Consider the following 23,897-nt stretch of genomic DNA (forward strand, 5'->3'; position numbering starts at 1 on the left):
AATAAGGATACTCATCCATCACGAAGATCATTTTGTATTTTGCTTGTCAACTAAAATAATTAAAAAATAAATAGAGCTTCAAAATTGAGGCTCTATTCTAACTTATTAAATATTTAATTACTTAGCTTTTCTTTCTAAAAGCGGCCAAACCAAATATTCCAGCAATTGCTGCAAGTACTGCGCCAAGAGTTGCTAACCCCGCTTGCTTTTCGCCAGTTTGTGGCAAAGTATTCTTTTGTGCCGTTGCCTTTTGAGTTTCAACTTTTTTGGTAGTTCTCACAGTTGCTTTTGGACTAACTAATCTAGTTGGCAGTTCTTTCTTAACGAAATGATGAGCAACAGCTTTTTCACCCTTTGGGGTAATAGTTTCACTTTTCACTTCATTATTTACCCCTCTGTGTGATTTATTGGTTTCTTTTGGATTATTTGTCTTTTCACCTTTTGGCATAACATTATTCGTCTTATCTGTATTTTCCGGCTGCGGAGTAATGTTATTATTTTCTGTCGGCGTAGTTGGTTGAGTTGGTTGAACTGGAGTTGATGGCGTCACTGGTTGACTCGGAGTTGGTGGAGTAGCCGGTACATCTGGGCTACCGGGTTGTGGTTGCTGAACTGGAAGAATATTTACAAGATAACTATTTTCGATATTCATATCCTTTTCATGCGAACCGTTTAATCTATAAGAAACCGTTACAATATATTTGCCAGCTGGAGTTTGACCATTAATTCCCTTGATCACATTTCCATTCTCATTGGTAATCTTTACTAATTGAACATCTTGCACATTAGCTGGCACATTCTCTAATAGATAGCCATTATAAACGCTCTTGGGATTTTGAACATTAAAGACGTCTGTGACACCTTGATGATAATTCCAATCTTGGGCTTCCTGTGACCCTTGATCAAAAGTTTCATCTTTAGTAGCAATAATTTGGTGTACTTCAACGTAAAAGATCCGTTTATTTTGCTCTTCTTTGCTCAGTCCATGAATCACTAATAAATTATTATCACTAATTGTGTTGTAGCTATAAACCGGCATCAGGGTAGTTAAATCTTTCGCTTGCGGATCTACTGAATAGCCATATTTATCAATCACCGCTTGAATCTTTGATAATTTAATATCATAATCGCCACCTACATAAAGCGTTTGGTCACTAGGATCAAGAATATTGCCAGAATTAGTAATCTCAACTACTTCGCCTATTTTTGGCAACTGACCATCAAGTTGAGGTAAATCAATAGTATTATAACTGCCATCTTGATTTCTAGTTACTAAACGAATTGGATCATTTTTCACCTCATCTACAGTCCAAAGTTTCTTCGGCTCCGCGTAGGTCCTGACATAAATGCTTTGATCATTGTAAGACTTTAAATCAATTTCATTAAATTGATCTCCAGTTGGATCAATTACCAACGGAACATTCATCTGAGCAGTAGTCTGAGCCGGAAGAATTCCTCTAAAGCCAATCTGCCTTACGTTGTTAATTGCACTAGCACCAAAATCCTTCATCATTTCTTCATATGTGTACCAAGTGCCATTTTGCGCTAAGTAATAAACTGGCAAAGCATTATTTTCTATTACTTGACCATTTTGAATAAAAACTACGTTAGCTGCTTTAGCACTACTAATTTGTAAACCCATTTTTTGCGAAGATTCATACCACGCATTGATCATTAAGTCTGCTTCATCGTTAGGATGCGGATTAGTGTCATTGGCACTATTACCAATCATTTGATCATTTGAAGTAGTATTCTTAAGGGTTAAATGTGCTTCGACATCCTGGGCATTTTTATCAACTAAAATAGCATTATTATTTTTGCCCGCATCTGCAGCGGAAACTGCTTGAGTTTGACCGTTATTTTTATTCTTAGCTGTAATGGAATAATCGTATTCAACTGAACCATTATTTGGCACATTGGTTATTATAGCGTTTTTACCCTGACCATTTACTTTTGGTCCACTGGTTGTATTATTCTTTCCCGGAACAATTGCCTGATTAGTTTCATTTTCAGTCTTTAATTGCGAATATACAGTTTTCATTTCTGCTTTAATTACCTGTTGATGCTCATCTTTAGATTGTTCAACAAACGAAGCTTTTTGATCAGGTTGCTGTTGGTGATTAATATTTTCAACTTGCTCTGATTTCACTGCTTGACTGTTAGTCGTAGCAGCATCAACCCGAGCGCCACTAAAGCCAAAAAAGGTTAATCCTATTAACACCGACACAGCTCCAACAGTTATTTTTCTAATTGAATATGTTTGCCTCTCATTGAGTTTATTTTTGTCCAACACCTTTATCGCCTCTGTGCATAAAATGTTACTTCTTTGTTCAGCTTCATAATAACATCCGCTGCATGTGACTTCAAACGTTACGAACTGTATAATATCAATGATTTAAATGGCTATTTCATTATAGTTCAATAATAAAAAGCACTTAGTAATAATGACTATTCGTCATTACTAAGTGCACCCTAATTTATATAAAACATTAATTATAACTAATCAATATTTTATACACTATTTTTTGCTTTCAATTGCTTTCTTTACAGCTTCGCTAATTGCTCGACTAGTAGCAGAAGCCCCAGTTCCTGCATCAACATCGGCAGAATTTTTAACTACAATCCTTTCTGGTATTTCTTTCAAAGCTTTTTTACCAACATCTTCTCTTTCATGGCTTTGAACTACTTCGATATTTTTAATCTTATTATCATCAGTCACCTTTGCTGCTTGTTCGCCGGCAATTTTACCAAAGATTAAACACTCAGCTAAATTGCCACCGCTTTGATATTGGTTGGCATTAATGCCACCTAGTTCACCAGAACCATATAAATGTGGAATCGGCTCAGATCCAATCTTTTCATATTGCTTTTGGTCGAAAATAATATACGGCTTTTCATGAGTACGTGGCACACGCCAAATACCATGATCGAAAATATGACCATGACGATTTGGACCAGCTTCATTAAAGTATCTTTTACCATCATCTACAACCATAAAAACACTACCATGGTTTAAACTTGGCCAACCTAGAATTAACTTGGATCTTTCGCCTTCTGGTGTATCGAATGACAAACCGTACAGCAATCCTAAAGATTCATAATTATCCATATGCCACATTTGGGCACCAACTTCTTGAGCCATGGAAATACCATTCCTTATTGTAAATAGTGCCTGATGGTGTTAACTTGGGCGCAGCTAGATAGTTTGGGATCATTTCTTTGTTATTTTCAAAACCATCTGTAGTTAAAATGACGCCCTTTCTAGCTAAGACATTAATTTTTTGTCCTAGCTTTTCAATTTGTGCGCCTTTTATTACCTTCGATACCGGGCCTTGAATTAAATGAATCGCACGGGCCTCATGTCCTGCTAGTTCAGGATATTCTTGACAAACACAGCCCGATAGACCTAGGAATTTTAGTAAAGTTGTTAATAAAACTAACTGGCTTAACGCCTAAATATTTTTCGACATAATGCCGCATATTGCACATTCCATGTACATATGTATCAACCATATCTTCAGGTAAATTCATAGGATGTGTCAAGCCAAGATAATATTTTTTAAGCTTATCGTAATCAATTCCTGTACTAAGTAATTGTGCAGAATACCTAGTATTATTGCCTTCATGACCATAAGGAGCCACGTCTACAACTAATACTTTTGCATCATTATCAGCGGCAAATCTAGCAGCTGTTGCTCCTGCACCACCAAAGCCTAATACAATAACATCATAATTAGCTTGCCAGTCAATTTTAGGCACTTTGACATGAGTGTATTTTGATTCGTCCATAATACTCTCCTTAGATCAAATTTTTACCAAACAAAAAGCATGGCTCAAGCCATGCTTTTACTTATTTAATTGTATCTACTTATTTTTGAACTTTTTCAATGATCATTCTGATGATATTCAATACAAACATCCAAGCAATGTTATAAATCCAAATCTCACAGATCATCCACAATGAAATTCTTGGCACGAACCAGCCAAAGTAACAAGCACATGCCGCAAAAATTTGAGTAATTACAATTGCCCAGAATAGAATTGGAGCTGGGAATGGTCTCTCAAAGAACCACTTAGTTTGACGAGTAACAAACAATAGTAAGTGCCCACCAGCAACTAATTGCAAGAACATAATCGTCTGCAATTGTGAAAAGCCGCCAACTTGGAAAATACTAATTGAACCAGGATTCTTAACTGACATATATCCTACAACTAACAGCAACATTGATTGAATTACTGCGAATACGCCTAAAATTGATGAAGTTGTCAAAATCTTCTTCATCTGCCATCTAATTGGCTTCTTAGAAACATAAGTATGGTCATATGCAATAGTCATAATTGGCAAATCATCAAGTAGTGACATAACCACGATCATAATTGCTGTTAATGGTTGGAAGTTCAATAAAATTGATGACAAAACAACCAAGAACATGATATTCATGGTCAAAGCAACACGATAAATTGTGTAACTAGTAATTCTCGCAAAGATCTTTCTTGCTTCGGTAATCGCAGTTTGAATAACTGATAAACCTGGTGAAGTCAAAATCAAAGCAGCCGCACTTCTGGCAGCATCAGTAGCACCCGCAACCGCTGTACCACAGTCAGCTTGCTTTAGAGCAGGGGCATCGTTAACACCATCACCAGTCATCGCTACAATATGACCTTGCTTTTGTAAAGTTTTAACAATTGCATATTTATGTTCTGGGAATACTCTAGCAAAGCCATCAGCTTGCGCAATCAACTTTTCCAAATCGGCGGGAACATGATCAGGATCAAGATTCTTTGGAAAGACTTTAGTAGCATTATAAATATTAGTACCCATGCCTAACTTTTTGGCAGTTTCAATCGCAATTGCGGTATCATCACCAGTAATCATCTTGACACTGATACCTTCACGCTTACAGTCATCAATTGTCTTCTTGGAATCGTCTCGTGGTGGATCGAACATCGACAATACACCGAGAATTGTCCAAGTTTTGCCTTGATCTTTACTTTCAGCTACACCTAAGGCACGATACCCTCTTTTTGCTAAAGCATCAGTAGTATCGAGAACTTTCTTTTGGACGTCTGGATCACTGCTTAATTTAGCTACAACTTGTGGAGCACCCTTAATAGCCCATAATTCTTCTTTAGTATTCTTATTAATTAGATGAGCTTCGATTCGCTTAGATACTGGATCAAATGGAATAAACTTTTCCATTGTCCAGTCAGCTAAAACACTCTGATCTTTCAAAGCTTTAATAACTGCGTTGTCAATCGGGTCATTGTCTTCTTTTCTTGAAGCTAAAGCACCAATTTTAATTACATCTTGGGCATCTTTAGCATTAATTAAAGTTGTATCACCCAAGGTTAATTGATTCTTGGTTAAAGTACCAGTCTTATCACTACATAAGATATCTACCCCAGCCATTTCTTCAATTGAAGCTAGTCTAGAAACAATCGCCTTTTTCTTAGATAGATTTAACGCACCAAGTGCCAACGTAATTGAAAAGACGGTTGGCATGGCCACAGGAATAGAAGCAACCAGCAAAACCAGGACGAACTGCAAAATGTTTAAAGCAGTCTTGATGCCGAAAGTATGAGCTACCAAGTCATTGTATACTCTGAAGGCAACCATAATTACCGCTAAAATTACGGCAACGATAATCAAGAAATTACCAATCTTAAACATTGCCTCTTGAGCATGACTTTTACCACCAGCTGAAGCAACCAACTTAGCAGTTTTACCAAAGAAGGTATTAGAGCCAGTGGCAATAACAACACCTGTCATCTCACCTTTTTTAACAATACTGCCGGAGTATGCTTCATCACCAATTTTTTTAGTTACTGGCAAACTTTCACCAGTTAAGGCAGCTTGATCAATTGAAGCATAGTCCCCACTAACAAAGCGTAAATCTGCCGGTACAATTTGACCAAGACGGATTTTAACAATGTCACCTGGAACCAATTTACTTGCATCAATCGTTTCAAATTTGCCATCACGTAAAACTGTAGCAGTTGGAGCCAAGCCCTTCTTCAAAGCTGCTAACGCATTTGACGCCTTACGAGATTGCCAAAATTCAATACAAGCATTGAACAACAGCAAAACAATAATAATGAAAAAATCATCCCAGTGACCAATAATCGCAGAAATAATTGCGGCCGCTTCAATCATATAAGCAATTGGACCAGTAAAGTCCTTCAAAAACTTTAACCACATTGGTTCCTGCTTAGCCGTGATGGCATTCGGTCCGTACTTTTGCAAACGAGCTTGAGCCTCTTGGGAAGTCAATCCTTTTTGCGGGTCAACTTTTAGTTTTTTTACCACATCTTGAATATCATCTTTTTCAAGATCCGTCTTCTCTTGTTTACTCATTATCCTGACCTCTCTACTTTTTAAATACTTTAATCTAGTCTTAGTATAAAGCAATTTCAGTATAATGTTCAAGCAAACGCCTTATGAGTTTGGCATTATACAATAGAAAAATAATTACCAAAATATAGTTATTTTATTTTTAAGCGATTAACAATATTGTAAAAGCGACTTTGATTCCTTCTCTCTTCATCAAAAAACATCCCTCAAAGTGAAGGATGTTTTTTAAATGCTTTACTTGTTATCTATATTTAACATCGTTCTAGTAGTAAATCCTACAAAGTCATGTCCAAATACAGTTCCACTATCACCATATTCACCTGCATCAGTTACATACAAGTAATAGTTAGTGCCTTTAACATGGAAGTATAATTGTGGATCTGACAATGAATTATCAATTTTGTAACCATCAAGCTGTACCTTTTGTCCGGCACGATAAATCTTTTTGGTTTGCTTAAAACTGGAATTATAAGCATATGTATCATCAGTCATCGTTGCCGTAACCGTGCCATTATCAAACAACATATGACCATCAGTATAACCGACATTAGCAGCCTTGACATACTTGTTTTTACCAATAGCAAAATATGGTTGACCACCAATGGCGGTTGTTTTGAGGGTCATTGTACTTTCATTTGCTTCACCATCTTTGGGATAGAAAACAAATTTTGAATTGCGAGTTGCTTTTACGGTTGAACCCTCATGGTTAATAGTTTGGCCGTTCAACAATTTACCTTGACTTCTAACTCGTTGACCCTCTCTATTGTAAACATAAGTGTTGGTAATCAAGGTTAGAGTTCCTTTGCCATTTAATTCTGCTAATTGACTTCCCTTCAGATAATTACCGTTGCCAATATTGTAGAGCGTCATTGGCGCATAATAATAAGGAACATTAATTACAATTTTAGCGCCTTTTTTATATGTCGCTCTCTTTCCATTCCAGTAAGAAAGCTGTTTACCATTTTGATTCATAATCGTGGTATTGCGGGCTAAAGTGATGATAGTTGTTACGCCTTTGGTCAGAGAACCACCTAATGCTTTACTATCAAGATAGCCACCTTTACCTAAGGAAATTGCTCGTTTTCCATTAATAATTCGTTGACTACCTAAACCTACATCAAAATAAGTCTTCTTAGCGCCTTTAACGTATCTAGCTTGACCATAGAACTTAATTGTTTTACCAGAGGTCAACTTCTTAAATGAAGTAAATTTACCATTTCGAGTATAAACTCTGAATTGATAATCATTGCTCTTTTTAGGAAGAGCTAAAGTACCGATTTTAGATTGATTGGTTGCTGCTTGTGCTGGCAAAGATGAAGCAGCCAATGGTACCACTGGACTAATAGTCATCAATGCTGCGACCGAAAACAACATTATTTTCTTCTTATTCATATAATTACTCTTTCCTGTAAAAATTCTTTAAATGATGTTTCACTAATGATATTAGTCTATTACATGTCAAAAGGTTATTATGATGCTTTGATTTATCCAATTCTTATGTTAATCATGTAATTACCCATTGCTCTGCATGACCATGAAGCTGAGTATAGCCTTCATAGGGTTCAAGATAGTTTGGTTTAATATGACAAATACGCGATTTCACATCACCACGATGGATCACCCGACCATCCTTTAGCTGATATTTTTCATTCAGAAATTGTTTTTTGTTAACAGTACGTGGATTTATATTTTTCGCTGTATTTCTGGCATCTGCAATGAAACTGATCTCTGCTAAAGCCACTTTAAAACTTTGCTCAAACAACTGTAGACTAATCATCATAGCATTTTTTAATTTTTGATCTAAGCAATAAAAAGCATAGATTTCTTCAAAGGTAGTCTTTCTTTTAGTCTTAATGAAATCATCATTAGTTTCTTCAATAAAATGATCAAGATATTGCCAAACAATTTCATGATAACCATATTCTGAAGTTACATGACCAAAAAATTTTTCATTATCAATAATCAACCCCCATTTCACGTAAAAAATCGATTCTAAGGTCGGAAAAATCATTCATCATATTAATGTTATCTTTCTATCAATATACTTTTGTTCAATCAATCTGCTAGTAACATCCTGGTGCTGCCAATTCTTATTAATCTATTTAACCGTATTATCACCAGATAAAGTACTAAGTGTCAAACTACTGCCATTCAGCTCTTTACCGATCTGTGCGTGACTTGCTCTTCCGCCAAAGATTAAATTATCACCACTCACAGTCTGCAAATCACATTGGTCTACTTCAATATTTTTAGCTAAGTTATCGCCCGAAGTAGTCATAGCCTTTAACTCGGTTAGAATTTGACTATCTTGAATAGTACAATCTCCACTTACCAAATTAATCTTGCCATGATCTACCAACACTTTTTCTAATTTAATATCTCCAGAAGTTTCGGTCATAGCTACCTCATCTGCCTTTACTTTCTGCAAGCTTAAATCTCCGCTAACAGAAGTAAATATTAATGTCTCTAATCCAACTTGCTTAATTACTGCATCCCCACTTGTTATTTTGATTGTAGTATTGGTTAATTTCTGATTAATCGGAATCGTAACCTTTAACATGCCCACATCATCACGGCCCACAATATTAATTTGTATGCCAGCCTTTTCCCAGAATTTACCATTCTTGCGCTCAACCTTAGGTTCTTTTAGCTCAAGTACTTTGCCTACATTAGTTACAATCGGCTTCTTATCTTCTGGTCCATGGTAATGCACTTCAAAGTGGTCACCACCTACTAAGGCAAAATCCATATCAACTAAATCTACACTTAATTGATCAAAATTATCATTGCTTAATACTTCATCAATTGTTTTTACTTTACCACTAGCTTTTTTACTGAAAAACATATTTTGCTCCTCCAAATTTTTTCTCTTAATCATTTTTATTTTTCTTTAAGTTTACTATCATATTACTATTTTTCAATCTAAAATTACTAAGTGGTCGAAAAATGTTTCCAACATGCAAAAATGCATCCCCACAACAGTAGAAATGCATTCTTATCATTTATTCATCGATCTTTGGTGCTTCACCAATTTGTGCTTGCATCATCCAGATTCTTTTATCAATCGCAGTATGGCAGGAAGTCAAAATATCATTTGAACCATAATCGCCTTCCTCATCACTAGCCTTGATCCCTTCTTCATAAAGATGTTCCAGATAGCGATAACCAGCAATAATTGTAGCAAATCGTTCTCTCGTTGAAACGCCCCATTCACCAGGATGAGCTTCAATCTTAGTATGTTCAAGCACCTCTTGCAAACTAGAATAAGGCGAGCCATCAATTGTAATTAATCTTTCAGCAACTAAATCCCGTTGCTCATCAAGTTCGTCCATTACTTCATCTAGGTATGGGTGCAACTTTAAAAACTCTGCTCCACGCATATACCAATGCTGTTGACGTACAACCATTATTAATTGAGTGATATCAGCCACAGCTTGATTTAAGATTTCTTTTGTTTTTGCATATTTCATAAACTTACCTCTTTCACCGAATTGCTCTGTAACCTAAATTATAGCTGATGAAAGTGGTTACAACAAATTATCTGCTCTGCCTATTTTACGCGCTCTTCATTAAAAGAATAGCTTACTCATAATAATCATGAAGACCAATAAACACGTTGAACTAATTGCGGCAGCACCAAAGACTGAACCACCACGCTTGAAAATCACCTTGAAGTTAACTGAAATTCCTAAAGCAGCCATTGCCATCCCTAAAAAGACATATGCTGCTTGAACTAAAGCATCTAAAGTTTGAGCAGATAAAGGCAAAAATGTACCAATAACACTGGTTAAAATAAATCCACCTAAAAACCATGGAATCGGTAATTTCTTTGGTGCTCTTTTATGTTCCATTGCACTCTCAACTGCCAAGCGTTTTTGATACCAATAGCCTACAATTAAAGCAACTGGAGCTAACAGCAAAACGCGAGATAATTTCATAATCAAAGCACTATCTAAACTAATCTCACCAAATGCACTACCGGCTGCAACAGCATGGGCAATTTCGTGTAAAGAACCACCTGCAACTACGCCAAATTGCGTATCAGTTAGGCCTAATAAAGGCTTTAACATAATTTCAAGCAACGTAAACACTGTTCCCATTACACAAACAACTGCAACAGCCAAAACTTCGTTTTCTCTTTTTCTTTCTTCATTTGTAGTTTCAATCTGAGGTGAGACACCCATCACGGCCGCTGCCCCACAAATACCACAACCACAAGCTGCAAGAATAGCTAATTCATCTTCAGCCCCAAATTTACGACTCAGCCAATAAGTAAGCACAATTGTCCCACTAACTGCAAAAGCTGCAACCAAGATGGTTTTAACACCAGCGTCAGCCAACTTCGTTAAATTAAGGCGAAAACCCAACAAGATAATCCCCAATCTTAAAAACTTGTTGGAAATGAATCCCATTCCGCTTTTTGCTTCAGCCTGTACGCTTTGAGGTGTTATTTGCAATGCAATCCCTAATAACAAAGCAATTACTAACGCCCCAATTAAATTTACGTATGGTAATTTAGCCAAAAAAATTCCTGCTACAGAACAGAATAAAGTCATTACTGCAGCTAACCAAAATGATTTAGTTTTAATTATGTTTGTCAACAAAAATCCCTCCGTATGTGATCTATTTAATTTGACAAACACAACTCCCTTAATGATGATATAACTAAGTTTACTATTATTTTCTATCTTTGACAAGACATTTTGTTAATTAATTCACATTTTATAACTTAGCAAAATTATTTTGGCATTATTTCAATAATAGGTTATAATATTTTCGTTACGGAGTGTTGGCAGAGTGGTAATGCACCGGACTCGAAATCCGGCGAACCAAGTTTCCCTTGGCGCGCAGGTTCAAATCCTGTACACTCCTTTTGTCAATATGTGGAAAATCAAGCTGTAAAGCTTGATTTTTTTACGTTAATGAGTAGTTCACAACCAAGTCAAATAATTCAAAAATAATATTAATTTTGTCTAAAGATTGCGATTATTTTTATTTTTCCGGTTAAAATAGACTTACTTATAAAAGTAATTGGGGATTTTCTTATTAATGAATAATTATTTTGTGTTGCTGCTTTCTGCGGCAATTTTACTATGGCTTATTTTTAGTGTAAAAAATTCACGTCGGTTTAACATCTTTGATCACTGGTTGCACCATCAACTAGTTAAACACCATGATGGTTATAACTGGCAAGTGATCGCCTTCATCAATGATCCCAAATTAATGGTAGTTTGGGATGTATTATTAGCAGGTCTGCTTTTAAATGAGGAGCGCAATTTAACCGCACTATGGGTATTAGGGACGTTAGCCTTTGCGGATATTTCGGGAATTATTTTAAAGAAATTAATCCGCCGGCAGCGACCAATTAAGCATTCTGACTTAGAAGATGGTTACAGTTTCCCTAGCGGTCACGTACTGGGAGCAACTACTATGGGCTTAATTGTCTTACAATTGTTTGCCAAAGACTTGGGGATTGGTTTTGTTATTGTAGTCATCACACTATGGGCAATGGTAATTTTCTCCCGCTTAAGTTTAAAGGCTCACTACCCCTCTGACGTACTGGGAGCAACCAGTTTAGCAATTGTGTGTTTCAGTATTTCACAACAACTATTTTTAGCTATTTAAAAAGATGATGTTCAAAGTCGAACACCATCTTTATTTTTTATTCATGAAAGCCAATCATAATGCCGCCCTCTTCAGCGTAAAAACTACACAAACCATGCATTGGCCGAATAGTAACTTGGGCAGCAGGATATTCTGCTAAAATCTTTTCTTTAATTATCGTCGCATCTTTTTCATTTTCGCAGTGATCAATAATGACCTCACCGCCGTGATAATTATCTTCTTTCATATATTTAATAAGCTCACGAATGGCTTTTTTCATTCCGCGTGCTTTAGTTAACAGTTCTAGTTTTCCTTCCTTACTTGCGGTACCAATTAAATTGATTTTGAGCAAACCGGCAATTTTCGCTACCGTTGAAGAAACACGACCGTTTAAAGATAAATTATGTAGTGATTGTAAAACAAAGAGCAAATGAGTTTGCATTCTAAATTTGGCAATTCCTTCTTCTAGATCGACAAATCGCATTTCTCCTTGAAGCATTTTTTCAATACCATGAACAATAATTGCCAATTCAGGGCCAGCGCTTCTTGAATCAACTACAATAATTTTGCTTAAGGGATGCTTTTCTTCATACATTGCCTTAGCTTGCAATGCTGAAGAAAAAGTACCACTCATACTGCTAGTCATAGTAATGATAATGGCTTTTTCTACTCCTTCAAGTGCATCAAGCCATGCTTGAATACTGGGACAAGTTGTTTTTCCTGCAACATCATTTTTATTCATATTGGACAAAAATTCAGCTAGATTCAAATTTTGATTATCAAGGTAATCCTTGCCGCCAAACGAAATTGTCAATGGCACTACTTCTAAGTTGCGTGCCGGATCGTCAACCATATTAGAACTTGAGTCAACAATTAATTTTATCTTTTCCATTTTTTAATCCTTTATAATATTGTTTAATTAATACATATATTATAGCGCCTCAATATAGATTCTTTTAGCCCACTTTACTAATTTTTAAAATGTAAACCGCTTTCATATGTTTACACAGTCACAAAGTTAGGCTAAAATTTGTGTTGTAAAGCGGAGCAAAAATTGTTCCGTATGGTATGTAAATTTTTGTGCATGCCATAATTTTTGAGGAGGTTTATTAATGCTCAAATCAGTTATTGAAAATGTACACGCACTCGAAATTTTCGACTCTCGTGGTAACCCAACTGTTGAAGTTCACGTTACTCTTTCAAACGGTGTCGTAGGTAAGGCTGAAGTTCCATCAGGTGCTTCAACTGGTGAAAACGAAGCTGTTGAATTACGTGACGGTGGTTCACGTCTTGGTGGTAAGGGTGTTTCAAAGGCTGTTAACAATGTTAACACTGAAATCAACGATGCTCTTAAGGGTATGGACCCATACAACCAACCAATGATCGACAAGACCATGATCGACTTAGACGGTACTCCAAACAAGGGTCGTCTTGGTGCCAACGCTATCTTAGGTGTATCAATGGCTACTGCAGTTGCAGCTGCTAACGATGCTCACCTTCCATTGTACAGATACCTTGGCGGTACTGATCTTGAAATGCCACAAACTTTCCACAACGTTATCAACGGTGGTGAACACGCTGACAACGGTATTGACATTCAAGAATTCATGATCACTCCAGTTGCTAAGACTTCATTCCGTGACGGTTTTGAAAAGATCGTCAACGTATACCACACCTTGAAGAAGGTTCTTGAAGACATGGGTTACGAAACTGGTTTAGGTGACGAAGGTGGTTTCGCTCCTAACATGAAGAACTCAGAAGAAGCTTTGAAGGCTCTTCACGAATCAATCATCAAGGCTGGTTACAAGCCAGGTGAAGACATCGCTATCGCATGTGACTGTGCTGCTTCATACTTCTACAACAAGGAAGACGGTAAGTACCACCTTGAAGGTAAGGTTCTTACTGATGAAGAATTAGCAGATTACTACGACAAGCTTTTGGACGAATTCCCAGAATTAATTTCTATGGAAGACCCATACGACGAAAACGATGTTGAAGGTATGGTTAAGTTCACTAAGAGCCACAAGGACCGTATCCAAATCGTTCTTGACGACTTCATTTGTACTAACCCTGCACTTTTGACTAAGGCTATCAAGGAAGGTGCTGGTAACGCTTCACTTATCAAGTTGAACCAAATCGGTACTGTTACTGAAACCCTTGAAACTATCCGTCTTTCACGTAAGAACGGCTACAACACTATGATTTCTCACCGTTCAGGTGAAACTGGTGACACCTTCATCGCTGACTTAGCTGTTGCCGTTAACGGTGGTCAACTTAAGACCGGTGCTCCAGCTCGTTCAGAACGTGTTGAAAAGTACAACCGCTTACTTGAAATCGAAGAAGAACTTGGCGAAGGCGAACGTCTTGCATTCTTCCCAGACGATGTTGACCACGATTAATTTCGAGTTAACCGAGTATAATTTCAAAAAAAGCATGAGAATTAATTTTCTCATGCTTTTTTGTTGCGCTTTTACATATTTATTTTATCAATTTGCTAAAAGCCTTATTTAAAGTGCGATCCTTAACTACTTTTACCATAATTGGATTTTCGTTTTTAGATTGATCAAGCAAGATAATTGGATTTTTATCCTTCAAACAGAACAAGTAAGTATTATGCCACGATTTAAAATCATCATTAGCAATGGCAAGCACATTATAGTCATATTCTGTTTTGCCAATTGGACTGTAGCCGATCTCAATCGTTTTTTTATTTAGAATAAATCGATTAGTAGTCAATACTTTGGGGTAAGTTGCACCCTTTTTAGTCTTTAAACTCTTTTTTCCATCATAGAATTGATAAGTTTGCCCTGACTTTTTACCCCAGTTATTAACTTTCCTTTTTAGTTTAACAGTTTTAGCGGCATCCCAGATTCTAGTTGCTTTTTCTTTATCTTTCCTCTTATCTGGCTTAGCCTTCTGTTTAGGCTTAACTTGTTTTTTGTCTAAAAATTGCTTTTTTACTGGTTTTGTTTTCTTTTTAGCAACTGTTGTTTTCTTAGTTTTTTTTACTTCACCAATAGTTACTGCATCTTTACCGAAATGAACTTGACTACAACCAGTTAAAGTCGTTGCTAAGATAACTGCAGTGAGTCCTATTAAAATTTTTCTATTCATAATTGCTCCATTTATTATTTCTTATAATATTATTGCATAAAATAGTCTCATTAAACTTTATTTAGGCAAAAAAATAGAGCTAATTTTCCAATTAGCTCGCGGTCTTTTAATAAATGGTGACTTGATAACGATTGGAACGATCTGTTTCTTCTGTTTTTTCAGCAATCTTTCCAACTGGCACTATAACACTCGTTTGAAAGGCAGGATCAATGCCTAATTCTTTTTGCAATTCACCGGCATCATTTAACCTAACTGCACCGCCCATGACATAAACTGAACCTAATCCTAAGTCTGTTGCTGCCAGCATAATATTTTCTGCTGCACAAGATGCGTCTCGTTCACCAAACATGCTATCTTTTTTGGTATTAATTACAAACAATACCGGTGCATTGTAGCAAGCATTATCAGTTTTTTTTCGATCTTATTGCGTAATCCTTCATCCTTAACCACAACTAGATTCATCACATCTGTTTGATGCATTCCACAAGGTGCAGTTTGAAAAGCGACAATCAAGTTCTTAAGATCATCATCTGAAATACTTTCTTTACTAAAATTTCTAACTGCTCTTCAATTAGTAAAAATTGAATTTACCATATATGCCTCCGCATTTACTTTACATGCTTATTTTAGCATGTAATCTTTTATTAACAACGCTTTCATAAATATTTATGATGTTCTTAAAAAGTATAGATTTTTATGAGGTGAATAAATAATGGATTTAGCAGCAATTGATATTGGCGGTACAACAATCAAAATCGCAACTTGGAAAGACGGTAAATTACAGGATAAACATGCCGTTAATACGCCAAAGGATTTAAATAGTTTTTACGATATTTTGACTGCAGAAGTTAATAAAATTAAACAAAATACCAAAATAAAAGGTGTGGCAATCTCTTCACCAGGTGCAGTTGACCAAAAAAATAGCATTATTGGTGGTTCTTCTGCCCTACCTTACATTCATAATTTTAAAATTGTTGACGAATTAGAAAAACGCTTTGAGCTGCCTGTTGCTATTGAAAATGACGCTAATTCCGCTGCTTTAGGTGAATTAGCCGCGGGAGCTGGTGAAGGCTGTGATTCAATGGCCTTCTTTGTTATTGGCACAGGAATTGGAGGAGCTTTAATTATTAATCAAAAAATTTGGCATGGCGCTCACCTATTTGGAGGAGAATTTGGCTACATGTTAATGGGCGATAATACTTTAAGTGAACTTGCCTCACCAGTCGCAATGGCAAACCGCTACAATGAAAGAACTGATAAAAAACTTGACGGTAAAACTGTCTTCGAATTAGCCGATCAAGATGACCCTGTTGCTAGTGATGTGCGTTCTACTTTGATTCATGCACTTGCCGTTGCAATTTACAATATTCAACATAGTTTTGATCCAGAAAAAATTATCCTTGGTGGTGGTATTTCCAATAACCCTGAATTAATTCCACTTTTAAATAAAGAAATTAATCGCATCGAAGCAGATTTAGATTTGCAAGCCTTAACACCAGAAATCGCTCTTTGTTCGCTTAAAAGCGATGCAAATTTGCGCGGCGCAGTTGCTAATTTTGAACAAAAGCACTAAAAAATCGCCTAGTGAAAGCGTTATTTTATAAAAATTTAATCATTCTAAAAGCCCATTCGCTTGGGCTTTTTCTTTCATCTCTAACAAAAGTATAGATTTTTAATAATTTAGATATTTATTTTTAAAATTAATCTGTTATACTTATTTATGTAAATGATGAAAGTGCTTACAGATGGAGAGAAAAAATAGATGACTGAAAAGCGCAAATTACCATCTACATTCTTCTGGGGTAATTCAGTTTCTAGTATGCAAACTGAAGGTGCCTGGAATGAAGATGGCAAAGGTCTCTCCGTTTATGATGTTCGCCCTGCTACTGACAAGACAACTGATTGGCATGTAGCAATTGATGAATATCATAGATACGATGAAGACCTCGACTTAATGAAAGACATGCATATGAATATGTACCGAATTCAAATTTCATGGTCACGTGTTTGTCCTGATGGCGACGGCGACTTCAACGAAAAGGGTATCGACTTTTACGATCGTTTAATCAATGCGATGCTTAAACATGGCATTGAGCCAATGATTTGTCTTTACCATTTCGACATGCCACTGAACTTAGCTAAGAAATACAATGGCTTTATGTCACGGCATGTAGTTGACGCGTTCGTTCGCTTTGGTAAAAAGATGATCGACCATTTCGGTGATCGAGTAAAATATTGGATTGTTTTCAATGAACATAACCTTTACTTCCAGGATGAAGTTTTCAATATTTCAGGTTATGAACATGGTGATAAGTGCTTAGATGATATGTACACTATCTTCCACCATACGATGATGTGTCACATTCAATTAGCTAATTACATCCACGAAAATTATTCTGATGTAAAAATTGGCGGTATGCTTGCCTACCAACAAATTTATCCAGCTACCAGCAAACCTGAAGATATTTGGGATGCCAAACAAGTTCAAGAATTTTTAAACTTCAATATTTATGATGCCGATACTGGTCGTGGTTACTCACCAGAGGTAATGCAATATGCCAAGAACCATCATATCAGCATGGATATCACTGAAGAAGACAAAGAAATTATGAAAAAAGCTAAAGCTGACTTCCTTGCCTTCTCCTACTACTCATCTTGGGTTTTATCTAGTGACAAGATTCCTGAAGGTGAAGCACCTAACCGTTATCTTAATGAAGGCGGCGTTGAAGCCAAATACGTTAAGGCAAACGACTGGGGTTGGGCAATTGATCCGTTAGGATTTAGGAATGCAATTACAACAATGTACAACTACTACCGCATCCCTATCTTCCCAATTGAAAACGGCATCGGTCTTAAAGAAACATGGGACGGTGAGCATATGATCGAAGATGATGAGCGAATTGCTTACCACCGCGACCATATCAGGGCTATGAAGGATGCAATTTTTGATGATGGTGCTGAAGTTTTAGGATATCTCGGCTGGGGCTTGATTGATATTCCTAGCTCACATGCTGATATGGAAAAGCGCTACGGTGCTGTCTACGTTAATCGATCAAATCATGATTTAAAAGATTTAAAGCGTGTACCTAAGAAATCATTTTATTGGTTCCAAAAGGTACTTAGTGATAATGGAGATGAATTATAATGGCTGATCAAAAACAATCTGGGTTCAGTAATTTTGTGAACAGCAAAATTCTGCCACCTATTATGAAATTCGTTAATACTAAAGCTATTGTTGCTTTACAGAATGGTATGATTTATACTTTGCCATTCATTATTGTTGGTTCTATTTTCTTAATTTTATCCAACATTCCTATTCCAGCAGTTGCCAATGCAATTAATGCTTCTGGTTGGGGAACAATTTTCAACCAAGCTTACACCACAACTTTTAACGTTATGGCACTTTGGGGATCAATTGGTATTGCTTATATTTATGTTAAAAATGAAGGCTATGAACCATTAGCTGGTGGGCTTACTGCATGTGCTTCCTTCTTAATGCTTCAAACTTTGGCAATTGACAACCCATTAAAAGCTGCTTTAACTTCCGGTATCAATAACGGTCAAATGAGCGGCAAGGTTGTTGCTGAAAACATTGATAAGTTGCCTCAAGCTTTACAAACATTCTTGGAAGCTCCTGTAACTGGTGTTATCAACATTACTTGGCTTGGTGGTGACGGTATGATTGCTGCCATTATCATAGGTTTAATTGTCGGTTGGGCTTACTCAGCAATGATGAAAGCTGGTTGGACTATTAAGCTTCCTAAGCAAGTTCCACCTGCAGTATCTAATCAATTTACTGCTATGATTCCAGCTGGTGTAATTTTAACTGCTACTATGCTTATCTTTGGCGCATTCAATAACTTTGCACACACTGACTTCTTACAATGGGTATACAGCACCATTCAATCACCATTACAAGGTGTATCAGATTCATTCGGTGGTGCAGTTGTTATCGCCTTCTTAGTACCATTCTTCTGGTTCTTCGGTGTTCACGGTGGTTTAATTGTTGGTTCTATTGCTGGTTCACTTCTTCAAGCAAACTCATTTGACAACGCTGAATTATACAGAGCTGGTAAATTAACTATTGCTAACGGTGCTCACGTTGTAACTAACGAATTTTACAACAACTTTATCAATTTAACTGGTTCTGGTATTACTATTGGTTTAGTTATCTTCATTTTAATCGCTGCCAAATCAGCACAAATGAAGTCATTAGGTAAGTTGGAATTAGTACCTGGTATCTTTAACATTAACGAACCATTCCTCTTCGGTATGCCTATCGTTATGAACCCGTTCCTTGCAATTCCATTCTTCTTGACTCCAATTGTTGTAGCTATCTCTACTTACTGCGTAATCAGGTTTGGTATTGTTCCACCATTAAACGGTATGGCTGCACCTTGGACTACTCCAGCTGTTATTTCTGGATTCCTAATCGGAGGTTGGAAGATGGCAATTTGGCAGGCATGTACTCTAGTAATTTCTACTTTGATTTACTGGCCATTTGCTAAGAAGTATGACAATATTTTGCTTAAACGTGAACAAGCAAACGAGACTAAATAATAAAAGAGGTATTTAAAATTGAATAACGAAGAAAAAATTGCAAATGAATTTGATCGTGATGGTCATCATTATAAAATTGGTGTCAAAGCCGATGGACAAGTATCTGTATACTTAGATAATGAAGCCAAAGCTCATCATGGATACCACTTCCCAGGTGTTATCCAAATCCCTAAAGGAATTGAAATCGATGGTCAAATGGTTTTACGACTCCCTATTGACTGTGATGATGCAATTGATCAAGGTATTAAAGAATTGAAATAATTTATAAAAAGAGACGTTGTTAAGCTATAAAAATAGTAAAATAATGTCTCTTTTTTACTAAAGTATAGACTTTTGCTATACAATAAAGATATAAATCTAATATAGAAATCAGATGAAAAACATGGCAAAGGCAAAATACTTAGAAGTAGCAGATGAATTAAGAAAAAGGATTGACCAAGGCATCTATAACAAGCAAGAACCTCTTCCCGACCAAGAGACGTTCGCCCATGAATTTAATGTCAGTCGTTTAACCGTCAAAAAAGCTTTCGATGGTCTTGAACGACAGGGGTTAGTTTATAAGCAATCTGGTCTAGGCACTTTCGTTGCCGGAGATATTCCAATCAAGAAAAAGACTGATGCTCCAGCTAATGCATTCATTGGTTTAAGAAATCAACTAGGCAAAGATGCCGTTAAGAGTCAAATTGTTCATTTCTCTGTAGAGTTTCCTGATGAACAAATGCAAAGAAATCTTGAAATCAAGAAAACAGAACCCGTTTACAATATTCTGCGATTGAGACTTTATAATGATAAGCCTCTTATCCTTGAACATACATACATGCCTGTTAAATTGGTTCCTGATCTTGATGAGAGCATCTTGCATAAATCAATTTATGATTACATCCATAAGAATCTTAATTTAAAATTTGGACACGCTTATCGTAAGATTCGTGCTAATAAAGCAGACGAATATGATCAAAAATATTTAAATGCCAAAAAAGATGATCCTATTCTTGAATTAGAACAGATTATTTGGCTTACTAATGGTCAACCTGTCGAATATTCTGTCAGCAAGAATCGTTACGATACCCGTGATTATGTATTATTAGATAATAATCGTTTTTAGAGGTAATATATGTCATTTACAAAAGAATTTTCTTGGGGCGGCGCTACTGCTGCCAACCAATATGAAGGTGGATATGATGAAGGCGGTAAAGGATTAAATGCCGTTGACGTTTTAACTAATGGTTCAGCAACTGAACCCCGTAAGGTTACTTGGAAAAAGCCAAATGGCGAAACAGGTGCTACTCCCTTAGTCTGGGGTAAAGAATTTAGCTTGCCAGAAGGTGCAGTTCCTGCCTTACTTGATGGTTACTATTACCCAAGTCACCAAGGCACTGATTTTTACCATCATTACAAAGAAGACATTAAATATATGGCAGACATGGGCTTTGGCGTTTTCCGTCTGTCAATGAACTGGTCTAGAATCTTACCAAATGGCGATGACGAAAAGCCTAACGAAGAAGGTTTGGCATTTTACGATAAAGTTTTCGATGAATGTGCTAAATATGGCATTCAACCATTAGTAACTTTATCTCACTATGAAACTCCACTCTCTTTAATCACTCGCTTCGGTGGTTGGAAAGATCGTCGATTAATTGATGCCTTTGTTCATTACTCAGATATCGTAATGAACCACTACAAAGGCAAAGTTAGATACTGGCTTACTTTTAATGAAATTAATGCGATGGATATGGCACCGTACATGGGTGGTGGCCTCATCGATGGCAGTGAACAAAATCGTGCTCAAGGCGCTCACAATCAATTTGTGGCTAGCGCTAAAGTAGTCAAGTTGGCTCACGAGATCGATCCAAACAATCGCGTTGGCCAAATGTTAGCCTACTCTGCTTACTATCCATATACTTGTGATCCTAAAGATCAAATTAAGGTAATGGAAGTAAAACAAGATATGCTCTTTTACAGTGATGTTCAAACTGGTGGTCATTACCCAGAATATCGTTTAAAGAAATATGAACGCGATGGTATTAAGCTTGATGATGCACCAGAGGATTATGAATTAATTGCTAAGTACCCTGCCGACTTCTTAAGCTTTTCTTGCTATACTTCAAATGTCTTAACTACTCACGAAGCAGAAGCCAAGGCATCAGGCAATGTTAGTGCAGGTGGCGTTAAGAACCCTTATCTTGAAAGCAATGCTTGGGGGTGGGCAACTGACCCAGATGTCTTAAGAATCGCTCTCAACGATCTCTGGGACCGCTACCACAAACCTTTATGGGTAGTCGAAAATGGCTTAGGCTCTGCCGATACTTTAGAAAAAGATGGCAAGGTCCACGACGATTACCGTATCAAGTACTTGCGTAGTCAGATTAAATCTATGAGGGATGCCGTTACCCTTGATGGCGTTGACTTAATGGGCTACACTACTTGGTCAGCAATTGACTTAGTATCAAACGGTACTGGCGAAATGAAGAAACGCTATGGCTTCGTCTATGTTGATCGTGATGACCGCGGTAATGGTTCACTTAAGCGTTATCCTAAGGATTCATTCTACTGGTATAAGAAGGTTATTGCCTCAAACGGTGAAGATTTAGACTAATTTTTAATAGCTAAATAGAGCCTAACTTATTCAAAAAGCTAGACTCTATTTTTTTAAATAAATATAATAAGATATAAGTAATATAGAAATAGAGAGAAGAGAAAAAATTGATAACTACTTCCAAACAATTCAGTTTTAAAGCAAAAGATTTCTTTGATTATCTCGAATTACAATTGATTCCTGCTATCAAGAAATCTAGAGGAAATAACATGCCTGTGAAGTTAACTAAGGGTACTAAGTATGAAATGGATAATACTAAAGTTGAAATCACAGAATACGAGCGTGGCAAGGTTTATGCGGCTCACTTCACTACTCCTCGCCTTGAACTTCAGATTAAGTATGTAACTGAAAATAATGATGAAGGTGTATTAATTACCTTTAGTGAAGATATACTTAGCTTTGACCGTGAAAAACATGGTAAGTTGCAAACTTTGTTCTATAATTGGCAATTAAAGATGGGTGCTAAGAAAGAATTAAAACGTATGGGTGACAACGTTTATGCCAATACAGCTGCTTAGAATCATGCTCTCAGCATCAAAAAGGCCGTAGTTTATTAGAACTACGGCTTTTTTGGTCGATCAATGTTGATATTGCTTAAATTGAGTATCAATACTAATTAAGTAAATAATATGTTTCTGCTTCATACATATTACTCTTCCTTTTTATGCAATCTAAATACCCAATAATACTCGTCAACATCCTTTCTCCTACCACTCTTTTCAAATTTGTTGTTTAATACAACTTTCACCTTGTCAATTGGCATCGTTTCTAAGCCAATCTCTCTAGGATACGAAAGAACTGTATTAATATCATCTTGAGAAAGGCGCCAAATCTTATTGACTAGTTCAGCTCTAATAGACTATCAATATGCTTACCACGTTTAGAAAGATTGAATTCGTCCTCAGGCGTCATAAAGAAAGAATTAAATGAAGATCGTTGATCGTCATATTTGATAATTTGAATTTTCAAATTATTTTCTTAAATTCTTTTATTTTTGATTTTAAAGGACATTTTATGCTTCCTTTACAAAAACATCTTTAAAATAATTCTTAACAATAATTTGGGTAGTAATTCCATTAATTGGGGTTTGTCGCCATGGCTTTTCTTGATGTGTTTGCCTCATCAAATCTGTTGCCGATCGTGGACTATAGTAATCATAAATAGTATTGACGATATCTCGAATTTCTGGATCTTGTTGAATTAATCTATAGTCAGCTCTTGCCTGGTTATCAATATTATCAACTATTGATCTCTTTCCTCTATATTTATCGTGTACTGACTTAATAACCGGACCATATTTCCAAGCAATCATTGGTTCATCAAATAAAGGCTTTTCTCTTAGAACGAGACTAGCTGCTGCATATAATACAAAATTTTCATTGCCTTCATTTGCGTTAAAGGTTCTACGTTAATATAATTTTCGTCAGTATCTTTTAACTGTGCATAATTTTTTACTCTCATCCAATTAACTAATTGTAAAGCTTTCATTGAAATTTCCTTACACATATTCTCCACTTTTATCATTATAACTGATCAAATTCTACAAATCATATTTTTAATACTTTCACTTCTATACTTAATTACGCAAAAAAATATCAAATTCTCTTTCAATTTATAGGCTTAATACTTTCTTTAGAAATCAAAAAACGTTGCCTAATTAGACAGCGTTTT

General features: G+C 36.3%; 20 protein-coding genes, 1 tRNA gene and 2 pseudogenes. 10 read left to right on the forward strand and 13 right to left on the reverse strand.

Translation table 11 applies throughout. From position 1 onward, the window contains the following. Nucleotides 1-121: 121 nt before the first annotated feature. The 8 genes and pseudogenes from Q0Y84_RS05475 to Q0Y84_RS05510 form a co-directional block, all read right to left on the reverse strand. The gene (locus tag Q0Y84_RS05475) at nt 122-2,293 is read right to left on the reverse strand and encodes a YSIRK-type signal peptide-containing protein (protein WP_297951531.1); all 2,172 of its coding nucleotides are present in this window, start codon (nt 2,291-2,293) and stop codon (nt 122-124) included. Between the two features lie 225 nt (nt 2,294-2,518). Then, nucleotides 2,519-3,789 (reverse strand): annotated as a pseudogene (locus Q0Y84_RS05480) (FMN-binding protein). Between the two features lie 79 nt (nt 3,790-3,868). Further along, nucleotides 3,869-6,355: a plasma-membrane proton-efflux P-type ATPase gene (locus Q0Y84_RS05485; RefSeq protein ID WP_297951532.1), complete on the reverse strand. Its 2,487-nt coding sequence runs from the start codon at nt 6,353-6,355 to the stop codon at nt 3,869-3,871. A gap of 231 nt (nt 6,356-6,586) precedes the next feature. Next, nucleotides 6,587-7,744, reverse strand: coding sequence for an SLAP domain-containing protein (locus Q0Y84_RS05490; protein WP_297951533.1), 1,158 nt, complete (start codon nt 7,742-7,744; stop codon nt 6,587-6,589). Nucleotides 7,745-7,856: 112 nt separating this feature from the next. Continuing rightward, nucleotides 7,857-8,318, reverse strand: coding sequence for an Abi family protein (locus Q0Y84_RS05495; protein ID WP_297951534.1), 462 nt, complete (start codon nt 8,316-8,318; stop codon nt 7,857-7,859). 132 nt (nt 8,319-8,450) lie between these two features. Next, nucleotides 8,451-9,197: a DUF4097 family beta strand repeat-containing protein gene (locus Q0Y84_RS05500; protein WP_297951535.1), complete on the reverse strand. Its 747-nt coding sequence runs from the start codon at nt 9,195-9,197 to the stop codon at nt 8,451-8,453. 157 nt (nt 9,198-9,354) lie between these two features. After that, complete coding sequence (locus tag Q0Y84_RS05505; protein WP_297951536.1) at nt 9,355-9,822, reverse strand: DNA starvation/stationary phase protection protein; 468 nt, start codon at nt 9,820-9,822, stop codon at nt 9,355-9,357. A 99-nt stretch (nt 9,823-9,921) separates the two neighbouring features. Next, nucleotides 9,922-10,953, reverse strand: a complete 1,032-nt coding sequence (locus tag Q0Y84_RS05510; RefSeq protein WP_297951537.1) for a putative sulfate exporter family transporter — start codon at nt 10,951-10,953, stop codon at nt 9,922-9,924. Nucleotides 10,954-11,135: 182 nt separating this feature from the next. Between Q0Y84_RS05510 and Q0Y84_RS05515 the strand changes: the two genes are divergently transcribed. Beyond that, nucleotides 11,136-11,224, forward strand: a tRNA-Ser gene (locus tag Q0Y84_RS05515). Between the two features lie 177 nt (nt 11,225-11,401). After that, nucleotides 11,402-11,977, forward strand: coding sequence for a phosphatase PAP2 family protein (locus Q0Y84_RS05520; RefSeq protein ID WP_297951538.1), 576 nt, complete (start codon nt 11,402-11,404; stop codon nt 11,975-11,977). A gap of 37 nt (nt 11,978-12,014) precedes the next feature. Here the strand turns inward: Q0Y84_RS05520 and Q0Y84_RS05525 are convergent, their stop codons facing one another. Beyond that, on the reverse strand, nt 12,015-12,848 hold the full coding sequence (locus tag Q0Y84_RS05525) for a DegV family protein (protein ID WP_297951540.1): 834 nt from the start codon (nt 12,846-12,848) through the stop codon (nt 12,015-12,017). 220 nt (nt 12,849-13,068) lie between these two features. Here Q0Y84_RS05525 and eno point away from each other — a divergent pair, with 220 nt between their 5' ends. Continuing rightward, nucleotides 13,069-14,355, forward strand: coding sequence for a phosphopyruvate hydratase (gene eno, locus Q0Y84_RS05530; protein ID WP_198567756.1), 1,287 nt, complete (start codon nt 13,069-13,071; stop codon nt 14,353-14,355). Between the two features lie 79 nt (nt 14,356-14,434). Here eno and Q0Y84_RS05535 read toward each other — a convergent pair whose 3' ends face one another. Both Q0Y84_RS05535 and Q0Y84_RS05540 read right to left on the reverse strand, forming a co-directional pair. Beyond that, entirely contained in the window at nt 14,435-15,070 is a 636-nt protein-coding gene (locus Q0Y84_RS05535; protein ID WP_297951541.1) for a DUF4767 domain-containing protein, read from the reverse strand. 106 nt (nt 15,071-15,176) lie between these two features. After that, a pseudogene (locus Q0Y84_RS05540) lies at nt 15,177-15,583 on the reverse strand (nitroreductase family protein). A gap of 199 nt (nt 15,584-15,782) precedes the next feature. On the opposite strand from Q0Y84_RS05540, the gene Q0Y84_RS05545 reads away from it, so the two are divergent. The 7 genes from Q0Y84_RS05545 to Q0Y84_RS05575 all read left to right on the forward strand — a co-directional run bounded on the left by Q0Y84_RS05545 (nt 15,783) and on the right by Q0Y84_RS05575 (nt 22,744). Continuing rightward, nucleotides 15,783-16,643, forward strand: a complete 861-nt coding sequence (locus Q0Y84_RS05545) for an ROK family protein (protein ID WP_297951542.1) — start codon at nt 15,783-15,785, stop codon at nt 16,641-16,643. A gap of 189 nt (nt 16,644-16,832) precedes the next feature. Continuing rightward, nucleotides 16,833-18,215, forward strand: a complete 1,383-nt coding sequence (locus Q0Y84_RS05550) for a glycoside hydrolase family 1 protein (protein WP_297951543.1) — start codon at nt 16,833-16,835, stop codon at nt 18,213-18,215. Further along, nucleotides 18,215-19,630 (forward strand): PTS sugar transporter subunit IIC, encoded by a 1,416-nt coding sequence (locus Q0Y84_RS05555; protein WP_297951544.1) that lies wholly within the window; start codon nt 18,215-18,217, stop codon nt 19,628-19,630. Before Q0Y84_RS05550 ends, Q0Y84_RS05555 begins: the two co-directional genes overlap by 1 nt. 18 nt (nt 19,631-19,648) lie before the next feature. After that, nucleotides 19,649-19,891, forward strand: a complete 243-nt coding sequence (locus tag Q0Y84_RS05560; RefSeq protein ID WP_297951545.1) for a hypothetical protein — start codon at nt 19,649-19,651, stop codon at nt 19,889-19,891. A 121-nt stretch (nt 19,892-20,012) separates the two neighbouring features. Continuing rightward, nucleotides 20,013-20,735 carry a GntR family transcriptional regulator gene (locus Q0Y84_RS05565; protein ID WP_232804858.1) on the forward strand — a complete coding sequence of 241 codons (723 nt, stop codon included), beginning with the start codon at nt 20,013-20,015 and terminating at the stop codon, nt 20,733-20,735. Nucleotides 20,736-20,744: 9 nt separating this feature from the next. Continuing rightward, nucleotides 20,745-22,226: a family 1 glycosylhydrolase gene (locus tag Q0Y84_RS05570; RefSeq protein ID WP_297951546.1), complete on the forward strand. Its 1,482-nt coding sequence runs from the start codon at nt 20,745-20,747 to the stop codon at nt 22,224-22,226. A gap of 107 nt (nt 22,227-22,333) precedes the next feature. Beyond that, nucleotides 22,334-22,744, forward strand: a complete 411-nt coding sequence (locus tag Q0Y84_RS05575; RefSeq protein WP_297951547.1) for a DUF3284 domain-containing protein — start codon at nt 22,334-22,336, stop codon at nt 22,742-22,744. A 494-nt stretch (nt 22,745-23,238) separates the two neighbouring features. On the opposite strand, the gene Q0Y84_RS05580 is transcribed toward Q0Y84_RS05575, so the two are convergent. Together Q0Y84_RS05580 and Q0Y84_RS05585 are read right to left on the reverse strand one after the other, a co-directional pair. Then, nucleotides 23,239-23,538, reverse strand: a complete 300-nt coding sequence (locus Q0Y84_RS05580; protein ID WP_297951548.1) for a type II toxin-antitoxin system antitoxin SocA domain-containing protein — start codon at nt 23,536-23,538, stop codon at nt 23,239-23,241. A 26-nt stretch (nt 23,539-23,564) separates the two neighbouring features. Beyond that, nucleotides 23,565-23,714: a hypothetical protein gene (locus tag Q0Y84_RS05585; RefSeq protein ID WP_297951549.1), complete on the reverse strand. Its 150-nt coding sequence runs from the start codon at nt 23,712-23,714 to the stop codon at nt 23,565-23,567. Nucleotides 23,715-23,897 lie beyond the last annotated feature (183 nt).

The organism is uncultured Lactobacillus sp. (genome assembly GCF_947367125.1).
Classification (GTDB): domain Bacteria; phylum Bacillota; class Bacilli; order Lactobacillales; family Lactobacillaceae; genus Lactobacillus.

What these genes read in the sequence shown, in the direction of transcription:
- Q0Y84_RS05585 (WP_297951549.1), bottom strand. Translation starts at nt 23,714, where the DNA reads ATGAAAGCTTTACAATTAGTTAATTGGATGAGAGTAAAAAATTATGCA.
- Q0Y84_RS05550 (WP_297951543.1), top strand. Translation starts at nt 16,833, where the DNA reads ATGACTGAAAAGCGCAAATTACCATCTACATTCTTCTGGGGTAATTCA.
- Q0Y84_RS05545 (WP_297951542.1), top strand. Translation starts at nt 15,783, where the DNA reads ATGGATTTAGCAGCAATTGATATTGGCGGTACAACAATCAAAATCGCA.
- Q0Y84_RS05555 (WP_297951544.1), top strand. Translation starts at nt 18,215, where the DNA reads ATGGCTGATCAAAAACAATCTGGGTTCAGTAATTTTGTGAACAGCAAA.
- Q0Y84_RS05505 (WP_297951536.1), bottom strand. Translation starts at nt 9,822, where the DNA reads ATGAAATATGCAAAAACAAAAGAAATCTTAAATCAAGCTGTGGCTGAT.
- Q0Y84_RS05485 (WP_297951532.1), bottom strand. Translation starts at nt 6,355, where the DNA reads ATGAGTAAACAAGAGAAGACGGATCTTGAAAAAGATGATATTCAAGAT.
- Q0Y84_RS05580 (WP_297951548.1), bottom strand. Translation starts at nt 23,538, where the DNA reads ATGATTGCTTGGAAATATGGTCCGGTTATTAAGTCAGTACACGATAAA.
- Q0Y84_RS05525 (WP_297951540.1), bottom strand. Translation starts at nt 12,848, where the DNA reads ATGGAAAAGATAAAATTAATTGTTGACTCAAGTTCTAATATGGTTGAC.
- Q0Y84_RS05490 (WP_297951533.1), bottom strand. Translation starts at nt 7,744, where the DNA reads ATGAATAAGAAGAAAATAATGTTGTTTTCGGTCGCAGCATTGATGACT.
- eno (WP_198567756.1), top strand. Translation starts at nt 13,069, where the DNA reads ATGCTCAAATCAGTTATTGAAAATGTACACGCACTCGAAATTTTCGAC.
- Q0Y84_RS05565 (WP_232804858.1), top strand. Translation starts at nt 20,013, where the DNA reads ATGGCAAAGGCAAAATACTTAGAAGTAGCAGATGAATTAAGAAAAAGG.
- Q0Y84_RS05570 (WP_297951546.1), top strand. Translation starts at nt 20,745, where the DNA reads ATGTCATTTACAAAAGAATTTTCTTGGGGCGGCGCTACTGCTGCCAAC.
- Q0Y84_RS05500 (WP_297951535.1), bottom strand. Translation starts at nt 9,197, where the DNA reads ATGTTTTTCAGTAAAAAAGCTAGTGGTAAAGTAAAAACAATTGATGAA.
- Q0Y84_RS05535 (WP_297951541.1), bottom strand. Translation starts at nt 15,070, where the DNA reads ATGAATAGAAAAATTTTAATAGGACTCACTGCAGTTATCTTAGCAACG.
- Q0Y84_RS05520 (WP_297951538.1), top strand. Translation starts at nt 11,402, where the DNA reads ATGAATAATTATTTTGTGTTGCTGCTTTCTGCGGCAATTTTACTATGG.